Origin of the sequence: Rickettsia sp. MEAM1 (Bemisia tabaci), from assembly GCF_002285905.1 — a bacterium.
GTDB lineage: Bacteria > Pseudomonadota > Alphaproteobacteria > Rickettsiales > Rickettsiaceae > Rickettsia.
This window is the reverse complement of the sequence record NZ_CP016305.1, coordinates 619,513-634,279: the sequence shown is the minus strand read 5'-3', so window position 1 is coordinate 634,279 and position 14,767 is coordinate 619,513. Positions and strand designations below refer to the sequence as shown.

The following is a 14,767-nucleotide window of genomic DNA, read 5'->3' as shown; positions in this document are numbered from 1 at the left end:
TTACTTTATATCAAATTTATCGTTAATAATCTTATTATCAACTGCATTAATTAAGGAGTCAGCAAAATTATCAGTTAGTATTTTACTTGCCATACCAAGCTTTCTTTTAATCCATGGCTGTTTAGCACAAAGATATTGAAATTTAATATTATCACCAAATTTAGCTTTCATAGTACTATACATATCGCCAAGGTCATCAATTAAACCATAATCAAGAGCTGTTCGTCCTGCCCAAAATTCGCCATTAAATAAAATATCGTCTTGCTGAGTTAATTTGCCGACTCTTCTTGTTTTTACATAATCAACAAAATGTTCATAAACTTGCTTTTGTAGATCTTTAATAATTTTTACATCCTCTTTGTTAATAGGTTTGAAAGGATCTAAAACTGCTTTATTTTTCCCCTCTGTATAAACTCTTCTTTCTATTCCAAGCTTATTAATTGCTTCATGAAAGCCAAAGCCGCTTGAGACTACACCAATACTACCTATAATCGAGCTATGCAAAGCATATATTTGATCACCAGCACAAGCTAGCCAATAACCACCCGATGCTGCCATATCTTCTATAAAGCTATAAATTTTGATTTTGTGTTCTTTAGCAAGCGTGCGGATACGTTTTGCAATAAGTTCCGATTGTACAGGCGATCCACCTGGGGAATTGATAATAAGGCACAAAGCTTTTAGCTTTTTTATTTTAAAAACTTTTTCTATTAGCTCATTTAGTGACTCTAAAGTAAGCCCTGACTGCACAGTACTAACTTTACCTATAACACCGTTTAAACGTAAAACGGCAACTACTTCTTTAGAATCACCAAAGATCGAGGCAAATAATTGCTCTAATTTACTTATCTGAGGCTTAGCTATTATTGGTTCAAACTCTGCATTCGCAATAGTTGATTTATTTACTTCGTTCATTATCTTGCTCATTGTTATCTTTTGGTGCTTCTTCAGCAGGTGCTTCTAAAGGATTTATTAGATCTTTTACTGTTCCTTTTTTTATAGGCTGCAAAGGCTTTGCTGGTTTATTCAAAGATTGCCCATTATAGCTATTTTTAGGTTCTGGATAATTTCCTGGTATAGCAGATAAAATAGTTTCTCTAATTTTTTCATCATACCAATTAGTATTACCAATAAAACTAGTTACTATTTTACCATTTGGATCTATTAATATGCTTGTAGGTAAACTAATTACTCCTAAAGCCTTAAATAGCTGATTTCTATAATCTTGATAAATCGGTAAATATCTTATCTGGTAACTTTTATAATACTCCATAATAACTTTTACATCTTGATAATCTTCTGAGACTGGAATCACTGAAAAAGGCAACTTCCTAAAATCTTTCTGTAATGTATCAAGATCGGGCATCTCTTTTACACAATTAGCACTCCAAGTAGCCCAAAATACTAATAATATAGTTTTTCCCTCGAACTGATCAAGAGAATATTGATTTTTTTCTTCATCAAAAAAAATTATATCATCAGGAACATTAGAGCCATTCTTAGGATTTGCATAAATTTTAGGAGTAAAAACTATTATTAATAATAAAAATACTGTAATGGTCAAAAAATATTTATTATAATTACTTAAACCCATAAAATAATTTATTATTGTAATGAAAAAATTTGATTTCGTTGTACTTTTACTTTTATGCACTATGTTATGTAGCTGCGGCATAAAAAAACCTTTAGAACCACCGACTGATGACAATGACGTCATTGCGAGGAAATTATAAAGTAATTGTACGCACGTAATCTCAGGAATTTAGTATTGTTTCATGAGATTGCCAAGCTCCTTGCAGTTGCGTAGCTCATAACGGGTATCAATATCTCTTCAATGTCGCACCCTGTAATACTAAGTCAAAACAAAATGATTTCAGACGTTGTTGAGGCTCAATCAAAGCGGGATTAATCTCACCACATTCATTGCTACATATATTTTTATTAGATAGATCTAAACGTGTTTCTAATGTTTTAAGATCTGCATGCTCTACTCTTATATTAACACTTTTTAAATTACCAGCAGATTTATAAGGTAACATACTGACAAAATAATATTCCCCTTTATTATTAGTAGTAGCAGTGCCGCTACCAGTAAAGCTAGAATCTTTTTTACCGGTAAATCTTCTTTTATCAACACGTGTTTTTAAAGGTTCATAAGGATATTTATCACCGCTACCTGCTTGCCATAAATAAACTTTAGCATCTGCAACTGGCACACAATTCTGATCTAGTACTATTCCTTTTATTATGATTTTTTCACCATAAAATCTAGATATCTGCCCTGTCTTACGTAATAAATTATTGGTAGGCTCAAAAACTTTTGGTTCATAATCATTAAATATATTTCTTGTAATTTTACAACGATTAAGCTTATTAGGATAGCCTTTGGAAGCAGCAAATATATTTAACGTCCAGAAACATAAAAAACAAAATATAAATTTTTTCACTTTTCACCACTTTATTTTTTGTTATAACAACAACATTACTCGCATAGATCAAAAAGTGCGTTCGGTGTCATCCCGTGGCTTGTCCACGGGATCCAGAAAAACAACTTATCTATGTCATTCTTGCAAAAGCAGGAATCCAAAAAAAGCAAAATAAAGCAAGCTTTTAATTTTTAAAAATTTACTATATTAGTATTTTTAACTGGATCTCGTGAATAAATCACGGGATGATAGGGAGGATAATGATCCACGCGGGCAATGCCTCCTCGCAATGACGACTCCCGATCTATACTATAATCAAATTAAAACAATTATTCATATTAATCAAATTATTTTTATTCTCATTTGATTATTAAATAATTGATTGTTATAGTAAATTTAATTGTAATACTAATATTATCAATATGCAAAAACTTCTATCTTTAATAATTGTAGCTTTAGTACTTTATAATATAGCAAAGTTAAAAATCTCCTCTGATGATAATAATGCTACGATTATAGAACAAGCAAGTGTAAATAACTCAGCTAATAACGAAAATCAAGTTAGTATTAATAACGACCCTCCTGTCTCTCTAAATGGCAATTTATTTGAACGAACAATTTCCAAAATAGTAATTAATGCTCTTAAAACTGAGGAAGGTAAAGCATTCTTTGAAAATATTTTACAGCCATTAAATAAGCCTATAGATACTAAAGATTATACCATTCCTGTACATAAAGATTTAATAACTTCTCTATTTAAAATTAATACTATTGGTACTGGTAATGTTGGACCTGCTTCTTGTGGTCATGTAGTTACAGTATTTTATCAAATATCGGATATGAGTAATAATTTAATATCAGAAGATACTAAAACTTTTACCATAGGTTCAGGGGCTGTAATGCTTGATCTTGATAACGTAATAGTAGGGATGAATGTAGGGCAAGCAAGAGAGGCTATTATTCCTGCTAAATATGCTACTAATGTTGGTGCTAATAATGATAATGCCGATAGTGCATATAGAGTTAATGTAATGCTCAAATCTATATTGCCACAAAATTTTATTAACAGTAATGAAGTTAAAATTTATGATAATGAAATAGCTTATCGTATTCCTTTATTATGTGGTGAAAAGATAGCTTTCAATGCTAAAATTACTCGCCTTGCAAATGGCAAAGTGTTATATGACTCAAAAGCTAAAGGGCAAAAAGTCGATATGAAAATTGGTGATATTACCTATCCTCTAATTTTTTCTTATGCTTTGCAAGGTAAAGTACCAGTGGGTACTCGAACTGTTATTGCTAAAGGACAGACTTTTAAGGCATTAGGGTCTAATATAAATAAGATAATTTCACAGGAATCACTACCTTTAAATGAATATCTAATGCTTGAAATTAATGATTTTAAATAATAAATATGAAACAACGTAAAATATCTGATATTAAGAAACAAAAAAATTATATTTTATTATCTGTGCTTGTCATTATGATAATTATTGTATATCTTGTAGCTTTAATAAAATTTGCAGGGTGAATTTTATAATTATTAAAGATATGAGATTTAATTGATATGTAAGAACATTAAAAATTTTATAAACAAAAATTTGTTTTAAACTTTATTTAAGCTGGGAGTTTAATATGCAAACGAATCAAAAGAATAAAAATATTATTATATTGGCAAGTTTAATATTTTTATTAATAGCAGGGATAAGTCTTTTTATTTTAGCAAATAAAAATTCTAACAATAATAATGATGAGATATTAGAAATAAAAATAGTTATAAAGGATCATAAATTTGTTCCAGACATAGTAGAAGTGCCAAAATCTACTAAAATAAGATTAGTTATTCATAATGAAGATGATACTGTAGAAGAATTTGAAAGTCATGATTTACATCGAGAAAAAATCGTGATGCCACATGATTCTATAAAAATTATACTTGCTCCTTTAAAGCCGGGAAAATATGATTTTTTTGGAGATTTTCACCAAGATACAGCACAAGGTTTTTTAATTGTTAAGGATTAAGTAAAAATATGTTTAAAATTGCTTTAATAGTATTTCGTGAATGTTTAGAAATATCTTTGTTAGTTGGTATAATACTAGCCGTAACAAAGCATATAGAAAAATCACGTATTTATATTATTGCTGGTGGAATGCTTGGGGTAGTATGTGCTTCAATTTTCGCCTTTTTTACTCGTAAGTTATCTTTATCTTTCGGCGGCATGGGGGATGAATTATTTGACTCCGGAATTATGATATTGATCACTATTTTACTTAGCTGGACAATAATATGGATGCAAGGCTATGGAACAAAAGTTAAACAACATATAAACAATATCTCAACAAAAATTCATGAAGGTAATTCCAGCTATTTAATGTTGGTTTTTTTAGTCGCTAGCACTATATTGCGAGAAGGTGTAGAAATTATTATTTTGGTATATAGTATTTCTTCAGTTGAAACTATAACAAGTAGTAACTATATACAGGGATTAATCATAGGTGCTACAAGCGGCTTTCTACTCGGTCTAATAATATATTTTGGTTTAATTAAAATAGCCAATCAAAAATATTTTTTTAAAATTTCTACTATATTATTAATGTTGATCGCAGGTGGTTTTGCAGCGAGTGCGGCAGGGATTTTAACCTCCTCTGGTTTAGTTATGTTCTTATCTGATCAAGTTTGGGATAGCTCTTGGTTAGTAGCAGATAGAAGTATGATAGGTAAAATTTTACATATTGTTACTGGTTATATTGCAAGACCTAATGGCTTACAAGTGCTTGCTTACTTTACCACTATATTATTAATAAATATTTTCATACAAGTGCGACTAAGATACTCTAAAAATATCTTAGCACCATTACCAAAAGAAAATACACAACAAATAAGTTAAGAAATATCAAAATATGTTTAAACTTTTATCAGAAATTGGTCCAGTAGTAGCATTCTTCGCAGGATTTTTTTATGGTGGCGGCATACAGAGTGCTACCCTCTATATGCTTATTACTTCTGTTATTTGTATTACCCTTTGTTATATTATAGATAAAAAAGTGTCGAAGCTTTCCATTATTTCTACAGCTGTATTACTTGTTTCAGGTATTATAACTTTAATTAGTGGTGATTCGATGTATATAAAAATCAAACCGACTATATTATATGTTATTTTTGGAATAATTTTCCTTACAAGCGGTATTAAGAAAAATCCTTTTATTAAATATGCTTTAGAAAGTATAATCCGCCTCAAAGAAGAAAGTTGGATTACTTTAAGCTACAGAACAGCAACTTTTTTCTTTTTCATGGCTATAGTTAACGAAATAGTTTGGCGTAATTTCCCAGATGAAACATGGGTTAAGTTTAAAGTATTCGGCGTAGTGCCGATTACTTTTGTATTCATTTTACTTCAATTGCCTCTACTATTGAAAAATAAGTTACCCGATAGTAAAATATAGTTATATATACCGCAAATACTTCAAAAGTTGGTAAGTCAAATAAGCGGTGAGTCTGCACAAGCGTAGATAAACTACGTGAGCAAAGATGAATCCCGAAATTTTGCTTATACGAAGATCAACTTCAAAAAGAGTAATCGGTTCATAAGACGAGGAGCGGCAGCAGTTACTTAATACGTGGCTACCTGCGTACTTATAGAACATTGTCACCAATTTTTGAAGTTCTATCTGAGTATTTACCAAATCTTGAAGTATTAAAGGTATACTTGTCTACCAACTTTTCATTTACTAATAATATTATGTTAAAAATTTTAGTTTTCATAGCTCTAACTTTTAATCTTTCAGGCTGTTTACCTGCTATCTTTACCGCAGCAACTACTACCGGTATTGTTGCTTCGAAAGATCAGCCAATATCTGGAACATTAAATGATTCAAGAATTTCAGCTGGTATTAAAGCTGGTCTAGTAAAAAATAATTTTAAAGAATTAGGGGCTAAAATCAAAGTTGAGGTGTCTGAAGGTAGAGTGCTGTTAACAGGAAATATTCAGAAAGAGGAAGATGCGTTGAAAGCAGTAGAAATTGCTTGGAATCAAAAAGGCGTAACTGAAGTAATTAATGAGTTAAAAGTAAGTAAAAATAGTAATCACTTTGACTTAGCACAATATACTAGAGATAGTATGATAACAGCACAGATTAAAGCTAAAAATCTCGTCAGAAAGGACATTAAATTTGCTAATTATACTGTTTTAACAGTAGATAATGTGGTTTATTTATTTGGAGTTGCAAGGTCAGAAGAAGAGCTAGAAAACTTTGCTGATCTTGCCTCAAAAATAAAAGGTGTTGAAAAAGTTGTGTGTTATGCTAAAATAGCAGATAATTTTAATAGTAACACTGAGGGTGATGAATCATAAATTTGTTTTACTAATTTTATTAATCTTTTATTGTTTTTTTTTAAGTGGTTGTAATAATTCAAAAAAGCTACCATGTTCTCGTAAGCATTCACATAAGGAACTATCAAAAGACGATCCCCATAATTTAGTTTATAAAGGGCATTATAAGGTTGGTAACCAATATAAAATAAAGGGCAAAACTTATAAACCTCATGCTCCAAAAAGCTTTACTGAAACAGGTTATGCTTCCTGGTATGGTGGAGGTGGAGACAAATTCCATGGTAAAAAAACTGCTAATGGGGATATTTTTAATAAAAATTTATTAACTGCTGCTCACAAAACTCTTCCTCTTCCATGTTTAGTTAAAGTAACTAACAAAGCTAATAATAAATCAGTGATTTTAATGGTTAATGATCGTGGACCTTATAAACCAAATCGTATAATAGACGTATCTGCAAAAGCAGCAGAGGTTTTAGCTTTTAAAAAGCAAGGTTTAGCTAAAGTAAAAATAGAATATTTACATGCTGAAACAGAAAAATTTTTAAAGAATATTAATATAAAAAAACCACAAACTAAGACTCTTGCTAAAAGCCCTAAAAAACCTTCTTCTACTAAGTTAGCAAACAATAAATGTAGTATCAATTGTCATATAAAACTGGTTAATTTAAAATATAAACTAGCCGTAAATTAGATTATTTGTTGCGTAGCAACAAAATCATAAACCAAAATGAATTCAGCATAAAAAAATAATAAAGTGCAAAGGTTAGCCAAATTAATTAGTAATGCAGGAGTTTGTTCTAGGCGAGATGCCGAAAAGCTAATTCTTGATGGACAAGTGAAAGTAGACGGGGTAATAGTTACGTCACCTGCTACAAATGTTGATATCGATAATCAAATTGAGGTATCAGGTTCATTAATTACTTCTTCTCAAAAATCAAGGCTATGGATTTACTACAAGCCTGTTGGTTTAATTACTACCCATAAAGATCCACTATCTCGTAAAACTGTATTCGAACAATTAACTGGGTTACCGCGTGTAATTTCGATAGGTAGACTAGATTTAAATAGTGAGGGTTTATTACTACTAACCAATAATGGTGATTTAGCTCGTCAGTTTGAACTACCCTCAAGTAAGTTAAAACGGGTATATAATGTTAGAGCTTACGGAAATCCTGATCTTCTACTAAAAAGTAATTATAAAAACCTAGAAATTGACGGAATATTTTATAATCCACAATCAGTAAAGTTGCTTAGGAAAAATTCCACTAACTCATGGTTTGAAGTTATTTTGTTTGAGGGCAAAAATCGGGAAATTAGAAGAATATTCCAGCATTTTGGATTAAAAGTTAATAAGCTAATTAGAACTGAGTATGGTGATTTTAAACTAGATAATCTTAAACCGAATGAATACCGAGAAGTAACTAAAAAATTAAATAAGTGTTGAAAATAATATCAGGTAAATTTCAAAATCAAAAAATACCTATTGCTAAAAATATAAAATATCGTCCCTCTACCGGTAAACTCAAGGAAGCAATATTTAGCATATTAACTTCCGGTGAGTTTATAGGTAATAAATTATTCAATGAAAATATTAAAGTACTAGATTTATTTGCTGGTAGCGGTAGCCTAGCTTTCGAAAGTTTATCAAGAGGAGCAGGCTTTGCTACTTTAATTGATATTGATCTATATTCATTAAAAATAGCAGAAGAATTTGCTAAGACCTTAAATATTCAGGATAAAGTTAATTTCGTTAACATTAATGCCTTAAATCTGCCGAAAGCAAATATAGCTTTTGATCTCGTCTTCGTTGATCCCCCTTATCATAATAAAATAGTGCCGAAAGTAATGAAGGTGCTTATAAAGAATAACTGGCTCAATACAAACGCTATAATAGTCGTTGAAATGGCTAAAACAGATGATTACGTTTTAGACGAAAATATCGCAATTATACGTGAGAAATTGTATGGTAATACTAAATTGTTGATTTTGAAGTATAATAATTAAATCTTCTTGAAGTAACATATATTGTTGTGTTAATATCAATTATTGTTATTTTTAGAGGTATATATGAATGTTTCTTTAACTCCTGAACTAGAAAAATATATAAGTAAACAAGTAGAAAGCGGTTTTTATCACTCTTCAAGTGAAGTTGTAAGAGCTGCATTAAGATTATTAATTACCTCTGAATCTAAAAACTCTAACATTGAATTAGAAAATTATAAAATGTGGCTTAATGGAGAAATTCAAGTTGGATTAGATCAGGTGACTCAAGGTAAATTGATATCTGGAGAAAAGGCTTTACAGAATATTAAAAATTTTCGTAAAGAACAGCTAAAAGCAAATGTCTAATTATAATTTTTCATTAACTCTACAAGCTGAGCAGGCACCGTCAAGTTAAGTAAATTAGTATCACAAAGGGCACCGTCAAAACTTTAGAGTTTATGCAGCAAGCAATTGATGAACTTGAAAACGAATTCCCAAAAGCTGAGTTATCAATTGATGGCATGGTAGAGCAGAAAATATTAAACGGCGAAGAAGATGTTGTTGGTTTTATTGCAGCAGAGCTTCATAAAACAAGAGATAAAGACAAATTACTTGGTCGCACCAGCTTTGGAGTTCATAAAAGTGATTTTTTGGTTAAGCATAAATATAAGAATATCTTGGCAAAATTTTGCTCTACTGGTGAGCAGAAAGCTATTTTAATATCCCCATTCGGGGATCAAAAATCCCTCGCCTTTAGGCGAAGGGAAGATATAATGAAATTGCTTTAGCAATGAATTTATATCAAGAAATATCAGAAGTTATAGAAAGAATAGTCATAGTCAGTATGATTTAAAAGTGCATCTTATATGGATACCAAAATATAGGAAGAGAATATTGATAGGCAAAGTATCGGAAAGGACTAGAGATTTACTGAGGCAGATTTGTATGGAACATGAAGTACATATAATTTCAGGGAAAATATCATGTGATCACGTACATATGTTTATCTCATATAAGCCGCAAATATCTCTTAGCAAGTTAGTACAGTATTTAAAAGGCATTAGCTCAAGAATTTTATTGCAAGAATTTACTCATTTACGAAAACAATTTTGGGGCAATCATTTGTGGGCTAGGGGCTATATGGCAGTCAGTTCAGGTAATATAACTGATGAAATGATACAGCACTATATTGATGAACAGGAAGGTGAACCTGTGAATGATGATCGATTTCTAATCGATTCCACTTTATAACCCCTCAGCTTATAGCTGAGGGTTGTTTAGTTGCAATAATACTTGCCGAGATGAATTATGCTATAAAGTTAACTAAAACAGCTTCTATTTTGCTTTTAGATGAGGTATTTGTTCATTTAGATGATAGAAGACGAAACTATTTAACCGAATTTTTTATAAGCATCAATCTACAATTATGGGTCACAGCCACCGATTTAAAAGGAATAGAAGAGTTTGGAAATAAATCTCAGTTGATTAAATTATAGGTTGCCAGCATAGGTTAGTTTTACTCCTGTCACCCCGTGAATAAATCACAGGGTCTAGTTAAAAAATACTAATAATTATTAGTATTTTTTATTGTTTTTCTGGTTTTAAGAGTTAAGCGATGTATCGGTTTATCTCTATTAACTAAAAAAATATCATCACAAAAACGTGAACAATTGTTATTACCATCGCTCAATACTTAATTTATACCTTTATTAACTTGACGGTGCCGAAATTAGGCTATATATGGAACAGAAAGGCAACAAATGCATATGAAATCACGAGAAGAGTTTCTAATCATGAGAAAAACATCTTGCTAAATACAGAATATAAGCAAAAATATGAAGAACAACAAAAGTTAAAAAATTTAACAGAAGCATACATTTAGATTTTAAATATCTATAAGATTAAATCTTAACTTCTACAGACGGATATTTTAGTTTTTCCTTAAGGACCATTAGATGAAAATAATTTTTATTATTCAAAATCCTACATTTAATTTATTTGAAAGTTTTTATAATGAAATTAAACAGGATAAATTCTTTGATGTACAATTTATACTTATCCCATGTGAAAATAAAAACTATGTATTCAATAATATCGAAGAGCTAGCTAATTATTTTGACGAAAGAAACATACCATATGTAATGGGATATAACTCATGTTCAAAAGAGTATATAGATATTGAATCTTTTTCTCCTGATCTTGTTATATATCAAATTTTATACGATGACTATAGGCAATCCGAATTGTTTCATTCTACTCATGTTGCTCAGTACGCTCGCATTGCACATATTTCTTATGGTCTTAACATGATAAAACATACGGGTCTCTACAAGGGATTGTTAGAAAAAAATCCTTTTACAAAAGTAATGTGGAAAATTTTCGTAGAAAATCAATGTATAGAAAAAGAAATCAATAAAAAAATGCCTGAAAAGGCAAAAGCTATAGGATACTTAAAATGCGAAAAATATTTACACACTTATGAAGATTTTTCAAAACGTTGGAGTCTTTCGAGAGAAAAATCTTTCAGAATAGTCTGGAAACCTAGATGGACAGGAACATCAGAGAGTTCTAATTTTTTAAAATATCTTGATTACTTTATTACTCTTGTTAAAACTGATAGTAATATTGATTTTGTATTTTATAGTCATCCATTGCTAGAATGGCAAATGGTCGAAAATACAAAAATTATGAAGCGTCATTCTTATAATATGCTTATTAAGGAATTATTGTGTTTAAAAAATTTTAGGATTGAAGATAGTGGAGATTTCTTAGATACTATAATGACTGCAGATTTGTACATAGGTGATTTTAGCTCTACTATAGCAGAGTTCTTTTTGACAGGAAGACCTATCATCTATACTCCTGTTAAAAGTCCTTTAAATAAAATTGGAAAAATGATGCAGCAAGGTATGTATACTGCGAATAATAAAGAAGAATTACATGGTTATATTATGAATATAAAAAATAAGAATGATCCTTTATCTTCCATTAGAAAGGATATTAAAAATATTGTAAGTTTGCCAGTTCAAAATAACCAATTTGCTCGCTATTTAGTAGATTATTTAAAAGGTAATCCTCCCCAAAAACAATCGATGGCATCGTCAAGTTAATAAAGGTATAAATTAAGTATTGAGCAAACGTAAGGGATGATATATAGAATAGCAGTAATAATTTATCTCTCAATTTTACCGTTGTACAAAGATTACTGGGTAATTATTCAGCTCCAAATTGTCATTTTACAGTGATGTTATTTTTGAGGGGTAGTCTTACTCCTATAACCCCGTGATTTATTCACGGGGTCCAGTTAAAAAATACTAATAAAATTAGTATTTTTTATTATTTTCTGGATACCGCAGGTACAAGCAACTAGATAACACCGAGTAGAGTAAATTATATAGCAACTTCAGCAAAACGTTGTTAATTAATATCATGATGATCTTGCATATTGGTGTCTTCACCAATAGATGGTACAGATTCAGTAAGATCTGAAGTAGTTACTTGATTAATTTCGTTTATTTCTGAACTTAGTGAGCTATTAAGTTCTCCTAATTGTTTAGTCAAGAATTCCAATTCTTTGTCAATATAATTATCCGAAGCTGGTTTATTTAATGTCCCCCTTCGGGGATCAAAAATCCCTCGCCTTTAGGCGAAGGGAAGATATAATGAAATTGCTTTAGCAATGAATTTATATCAAGAAATATGAGAAGGGCACCGTCAAGTTAAGTAAATTAGTATCACAAAGTACTATATTTTTAGATTTCAGACAGCAAGAAGTCTTTGAGTAGCTTCATCCCAAATGGATTTAGCGGACGCAAATGCAATTCTTTGCTCAGATGCTGTTTTAGTATATCTTCCAACATTTACAGCAAATATATTTCTGACTTTTCCCATCAGTGATAATGTACATTGTGCTGAATTAGGATGCTTAAATTTAATCAGTATCTTCTCTTTTCTCCTAGTTGGCTGATGGGCATTCTCAATCCGATTATTTAGTCTTTTATCGGTACGATGCTTAGTCCTAGGACACATATACCTAACTGGTTTAATGTAGCTTTTTAGCTTATCAGTCACAATAACCCTTGGACATGGATAATTACCCAATAATCTTGATAAAAAGCGAATAGCTGATTTCTTGTTACGACGCTTCTGCAGTAATACTTCTAATTCATGTCCCTCAGAGTCAACAGCTCTCCATAATATGAATACTTCACCTTTGATCTTGATATTCATCTCATCCAAATGCCATTTATCAGTTGGCTTTCGCTCTCTCTTACTAATAACATCTTGAAAATAAACTACAAACTTATAACACCAAAACCTTACAGTCTCATGACTTAATATAATACCTCGATAAGCCATCTGCTCTTGAACATCTCGGTAACTATTATTAAAGCGATGATATAACCATACTGTATGGCTAATAATGCTTGCTGGAAAACGATGTCTATTCGGGGCTTGAGTAATATGCATAGCGGTAAAATCTAGGATAAATTGTTACTGCTATTCTATAAATCATTCCCTGTAATTGCTCAATACTTAATTTATACCTCCCTTAACTTGACGGTGCCATAAAAAATATACAGATGATAGACTAATGCTTATGATCGTGGTGGTGAGTATAAAAGCCTAGAGAGGAAAGGGCATTTGAGAAATCAGAGTTTGGAGCTATAGCATTTGGGGTTCCCATGCAACATATATGACCGTTTAAGCATATTACTTGATCAGAATTTTTAATTACTGTAAATAAATCGTGTGAAATCATGAAAACAGTAATATCTAGCTTCTTACGGATTAAACTAATAAGTTGATAAAATTCTTGCTGGCTTGTGACATCTAAAGATTGTAGTGGCTCATCTAAAATAATTAGATCGGGTTTGCTAAGCAAAGAGGATGCAAGAACTATCTTTTGAAACTGCCCACCTGAAAGCGTAGAAATTTCTTGATCTTTTAAACGCTCCAAATCGATGAATGTATGAATTTCTTTAATATCATTAGCAAGATTATTTGGTGCTAGTAAATCTAAGAACTTCTTTACTGTAATTGGCAAATCAGAACTTAAGTTAAATTTTTGCGGCACATAACCGATCTTTAATCTAGGATCAATTATAATCTCGCCACTTGTTGGTTTTTCAAGCCCAAGCATTAGCCTAACTATAGTAGTTTTACCTGCCCCGTTTGGTCCTATTAAAGTGGTAATATTATTTTTTTTAACAGTGAAACTAACGTTATTTATCGGTAACTTATTACTGAATTTTTTAGATACGTTATGAAATTCTATTATGGGCTTTCGCATAGATCAATCGACTACTGTCATCCCGTGGCTTTTATGTCATTCCCAGCAACGGCGGGAATCCAGTCAATTATATTGTCATCCCGTGACTTGATCACGGGATCTTGTGCTATAGAATGTGTCCTGAGATACCTAAGGTACAAGCCGCGGTATGACAGACTTTTTTCTGGATTCCCGCCTACGCGGGAATGACATAGGGCTTAATTAACAACTTGCCATTGTCCATCAGGTTGACGGCAGGCAGTGCCATAAGCTTTTTGTTGTTTTCCACCTACTACAACTGTTTGGGTATATTCACGGCAATATTGACCAGTATTGTTTTTATAAGCTTTGCTTGGTGTTACAGTACCATAATTACCATTATCAGGATTACGCCATTGTACACTGCTACCACTTGGTGCAGCTTCTAAAGCTCTTTGGGAGGTAAGCTCTGCAAGTTTTCTATCTTGTTCATCCATACCTGCACCAATTTTGTTACCAAGGATTGCACCAAGTAATGCACCTGCTCCTACTGCAGCAAGTCGTCCTGTACCACCGCCAAATTGAGAACCTAGTAATGCACCAGCTGTACCACCGATTAGCGTACCACTACCTTGCTTATTCATGCCGCCTGGACCTTGGCATGCTTGCAACATTGAAGCTGCAAGTAATATAACAATAATTTTAGATATTATTTTCATATGATTTCTCATTTTAAAGTACTATATATAACTAATTATACGGTTTTTGGAATTTTG

At 31.3% G+C, this 14,767-nt stretch carries 20 protein-coding genes and 2 pseudogenes; 15 read left to right on the top strand and 7 right to left on the bottom strand.

What is annotated here, in order from left to right:
* Nucleotides 1-915 carry a S49 family peptidase gene (locus BA173_RS03395; RefSeq protein WP_068041756.1) on the bottom strand — a complete coding sequence of 305 codons (915 nt, stop codon included), beginning with the start codon at nucleotides 913-915 and terminating at the stop codon, nucleotides 1-3.
* The gene (locus tag BA173_RS03390; RefSeq protein WP_232505987.1) at nucleotides 899-1,594 is read right to left on the bottom strand and encodes a TlpA disulfide reductase family protein; all 696 of its coding nucleotides are present in this window, start codon (nucleotides 1,592-1,594) and stop codon (nucleotides 899-901) included. Before BA173_RS03390 ends, BA173_RS03395 begins: the two co-directional genes overlap by 17 nt.
* Before the next feature lie 19 nt (nucleotides 1,595-1,613).
* Here BA173_RS03390 and lptM point away from each other — a divergent pair, with 19 nt between their 5' ends.
* On the top strand, nucleotides 1,614-1,733 hold the full coding sequence (lptM, locus tag BA173_RS08985; protein WP_368681181.1) for an LPS translocon maturation chaperone LptM: 120 nt from the start codon (nucleotides 1,614-1,616) through the stop codon (nucleotides 1,731-1,733).
* Nucleotides 1,734-1,820: 87 nt separating this feature from the next.
* On the opposite strand, the gene BA173_RS03385 is transcribed toward lptM, so the two are convergent.
* Nucleotides 1,821-2,447: a dioxygenase gene (locus BA173_RS03385; protein WP_068041761.1), complete on the bottom strand. Its 627-nt coding sequence runs from the start codon at nucleotides 2,445-2,447 to the stop codon at nucleotides 1,821-1,823.
* 401 nt (nucleotides 2,448-2,848) lie between these two features.
* Here BA173_RS03385 and BA173_RS03380 point away from each other — a divergent pair, with 401 nt between their 5' ends.
* The 14 genes and pseudogenes from BA173_RS03380 to BA173_RS03320 all read left to right on the top strand — a co-directional run bounded on the left by BA173_RS03380 (nucleotide 2,849) and on the right by BA173_RS03320 (nucleotide 11,850).
* Nucleotides 2,849-3,835, top strand: coding sequence for an FKBP-type peptidyl-prolyl cis-trans isomerase (locus BA173_RS03380; RefSeq protein ID WP_068041763.1), 987 nt, complete (start codon nucleotides 2,849-2,851; stop codon nucleotides 3,833-3,835).
* A 226-nt stretch (nucleotides 3,836-4,061) separates the two neighbouring features.
* The gene (locus BA173_RS03375) at nucleotides 4,062-4,448 is read left to right on the top strand and encodes a cupredoxin domain-containing protein (RefSeq protein ID WP_068041767.1); all 387 of its coding nucleotides are present in this window, start codon (nucleotides 4,062-4,064) and stop codon (nucleotides 4,446-4,448) included.
* A gap of 8 nt (nucleotides 4,449-4,456) precedes the next feature.
* On the top strand, nucleotides 4,457-5,314 hold the full coding sequence (locus BA173_RS03370; RefSeq protein ID WP_016948552.1) for an FTR1 family protein: 858 nt from the start codon (nucleotides 4,457-4,459) through the stop codon (nucleotides 5,312-5,314).
* Nucleotides 5,315-5,327: 13 nt separating this feature from the next.
* On the top strand, nucleotides 5,328-5,870 hold the full coding sequence (locus BA173_RS03365; RefSeq protein WP_068041770.1) for a septation protein A: 543 nt from the start codon (nucleotides 5,328-5,330) through the stop codon (nucleotides 5,868-5,870).
* Nucleotides 5,871-6,166: 296 nt separating this feature from the next.
* Nucleotides 6,167-6,778, top strand: coding sequence for a BON domain-containing protein (locus tag BA173_RS03360; RefSeq protein ID WP_373554022.1), 612 nt, complete (start codon nucleotides 6,167-6,169; stop codon nucleotides 6,776-6,778).
* Nucleotides 6,768-7,448: a septal ring lytic transglycosylase RlpA family protein gene (locus BA173_RS03355; protein ID WP_068042059.1), complete on the top strand. Its 681-nt coding sequence runs from the start codon at nucleotides 6,768-6,770 to the stop codon at nucleotides 7,446-7,448. The genes BA173_RS03360 and BA173_RS03355 overlap by 11 nt, the downstream gene beginning before the upstream one ends.
* Nucleotides 7,449-7,511: 63 nt before the next feature.
* A complete protein-coding gene (locus tag BA173_RS03350; protein WP_016948556.1) occupies nucleotides 7,512-8,201 on the top strand; it encodes a pseudouridine synthase in 690 nt (229 codons plus the stop codon).
* Nucleotides 8,195-8,761 carry a 16S rRNA (guanine(966)-N(2))-methyltransferase RsmD gene (rsmD, locus tag BA173_RS03345; RefSeq protein WP_068042056.1) on the top strand — a complete coding sequence of 189 codons (567 nt, stop codon included), beginning with the start codon at nucleotides 8,195-8,197 and terminating at the stop codon, nucleotides 8,759-8,761. Before BA173_RS03350 ends, rsmD begins: the two co-directional genes overlap by 7 nt.
* A gap of 63 nt (nucleotides 8,762-8,824) precedes the next feature.
* A complete protein-coding gene (locus tag BA173_RS03340; protein WP_016948558.1) occupies nucleotides 8,825-9,106 on the top strand; it encodes a type II toxin-antitoxin system ParD family antitoxin in 282 nt (93 codons plus the stop codon).
* 74 nt (nucleotides 9,107-9,180) lie between these two features.
* Nucleotides 9,181-9,465, top strand: a pseudogene (locus tag BA173_RS03335) (DNA replication and repair protein RecF); the annotation flags it as partial.
* A gap of 85 nt (nucleotides 9,466-9,550) precedes the next feature.
* Complete coding sequence (gene tnpA / locus BA173_RS03330; protein ID WP_095568239.1) at nucleotides 9,551-9,991, top strand: IS200/IS605 family transposase; 441 nt, start codon at nucleotides 9,551-9,553, stop codon at nucleotides 9,989-9,991.
* A 26-nt stretch (nucleotides 9,992-10,017) separates the two neighbouring features.
* Nucleotides 10,018-10,236: pseudogene (locus BA173_RS03325) on the top strand (DNA replication and repair protein RecF); the annotation flags it as partial.
* A 218-nt stretch (nucleotides 10,237-10,454) separates the two neighbouring features.
* Entirely contained in the window at nucleotides 10,455-10,622 is a 168-nt protein-coding gene (locus BA173_RS07735) for a hypothetical protein (protein ID WP_157738057.1), read from the top strand.
* Between the two features lie 73 nt (nucleotides 10,623-10,695).
* Entirely contained in the window at nucleotides 10,696-11,850 is a 1,155-nt protein-coding gene (locus BA173_RS03320) for a hypothetical protein (protein WP_016948559.1), read from the top strand.
* A gap of 307 nt (nucleotides 11,851-12,157) precedes the next feature.
* On the opposite strand, the gene BA173_RS07730 is transcribed toward BA173_RS03320, so the two are convergent.
* The 4 genes from BA173_RS07730 to BA173_RS03305 all read right to left on the bottom strand — a co-directional run bounded on the left by BA173_RS07730 (nucleotide 12,158) and on the right by BA173_RS03305 (nucleotide 14,710).
* Nucleotides 12,158-12,301 (bottom strand): hypothetical protein, encoded by a 144-nt coding sequence (locus BA173_RS07730; RefSeq protein ID WP_157738055.1) that lies wholly within the window; start codon nucleotides 12,299-12,301, stop codon nucleotides 12,158-12,160.
* Between the two features lie 198 nt (nucleotides 12,302-12,499).
* Nucleotides 12,500-13,210 (bottom strand): IS6 family transposase, encoded by a 711-nt coding sequence (locus BA173_RS03315; protein WP_095568243.1) that lies wholly within the window; start codon nucleotides 13,208-13,210, stop codon nucleotides 12,500-12,502.
* Between the two features lie 121 nt (nucleotides 13,211-13,331).
* Nucleotides 13,332-14,033, bottom strand: a complete 702-nt coding sequence (locus tag BA173_RS03310; RefSeq protein WP_016947686.1) for a metal ABC transporter ATP-binding protein — start codon at nucleotides 14,031-14,033, stop codon at nucleotides 13,332-13,334.
* A gap of 197 nt (nucleotides 14,034-14,230) precedes the next feature.
* Nucleotides 14,231-14,710 (bottom strand): RT0821/Lpp0805 family surface protein, encoded by a 480-nt coding sequence (locus tag BA173_RS03305; protein ID WP_068041825.1) that lies wholly within the window; start codon nucleotides 14,708-14,710, stop codon nucleotides 14,231-14,233.
* Nucleotides 14,711-14,767 lie beyond the last annotated feature (57 nt).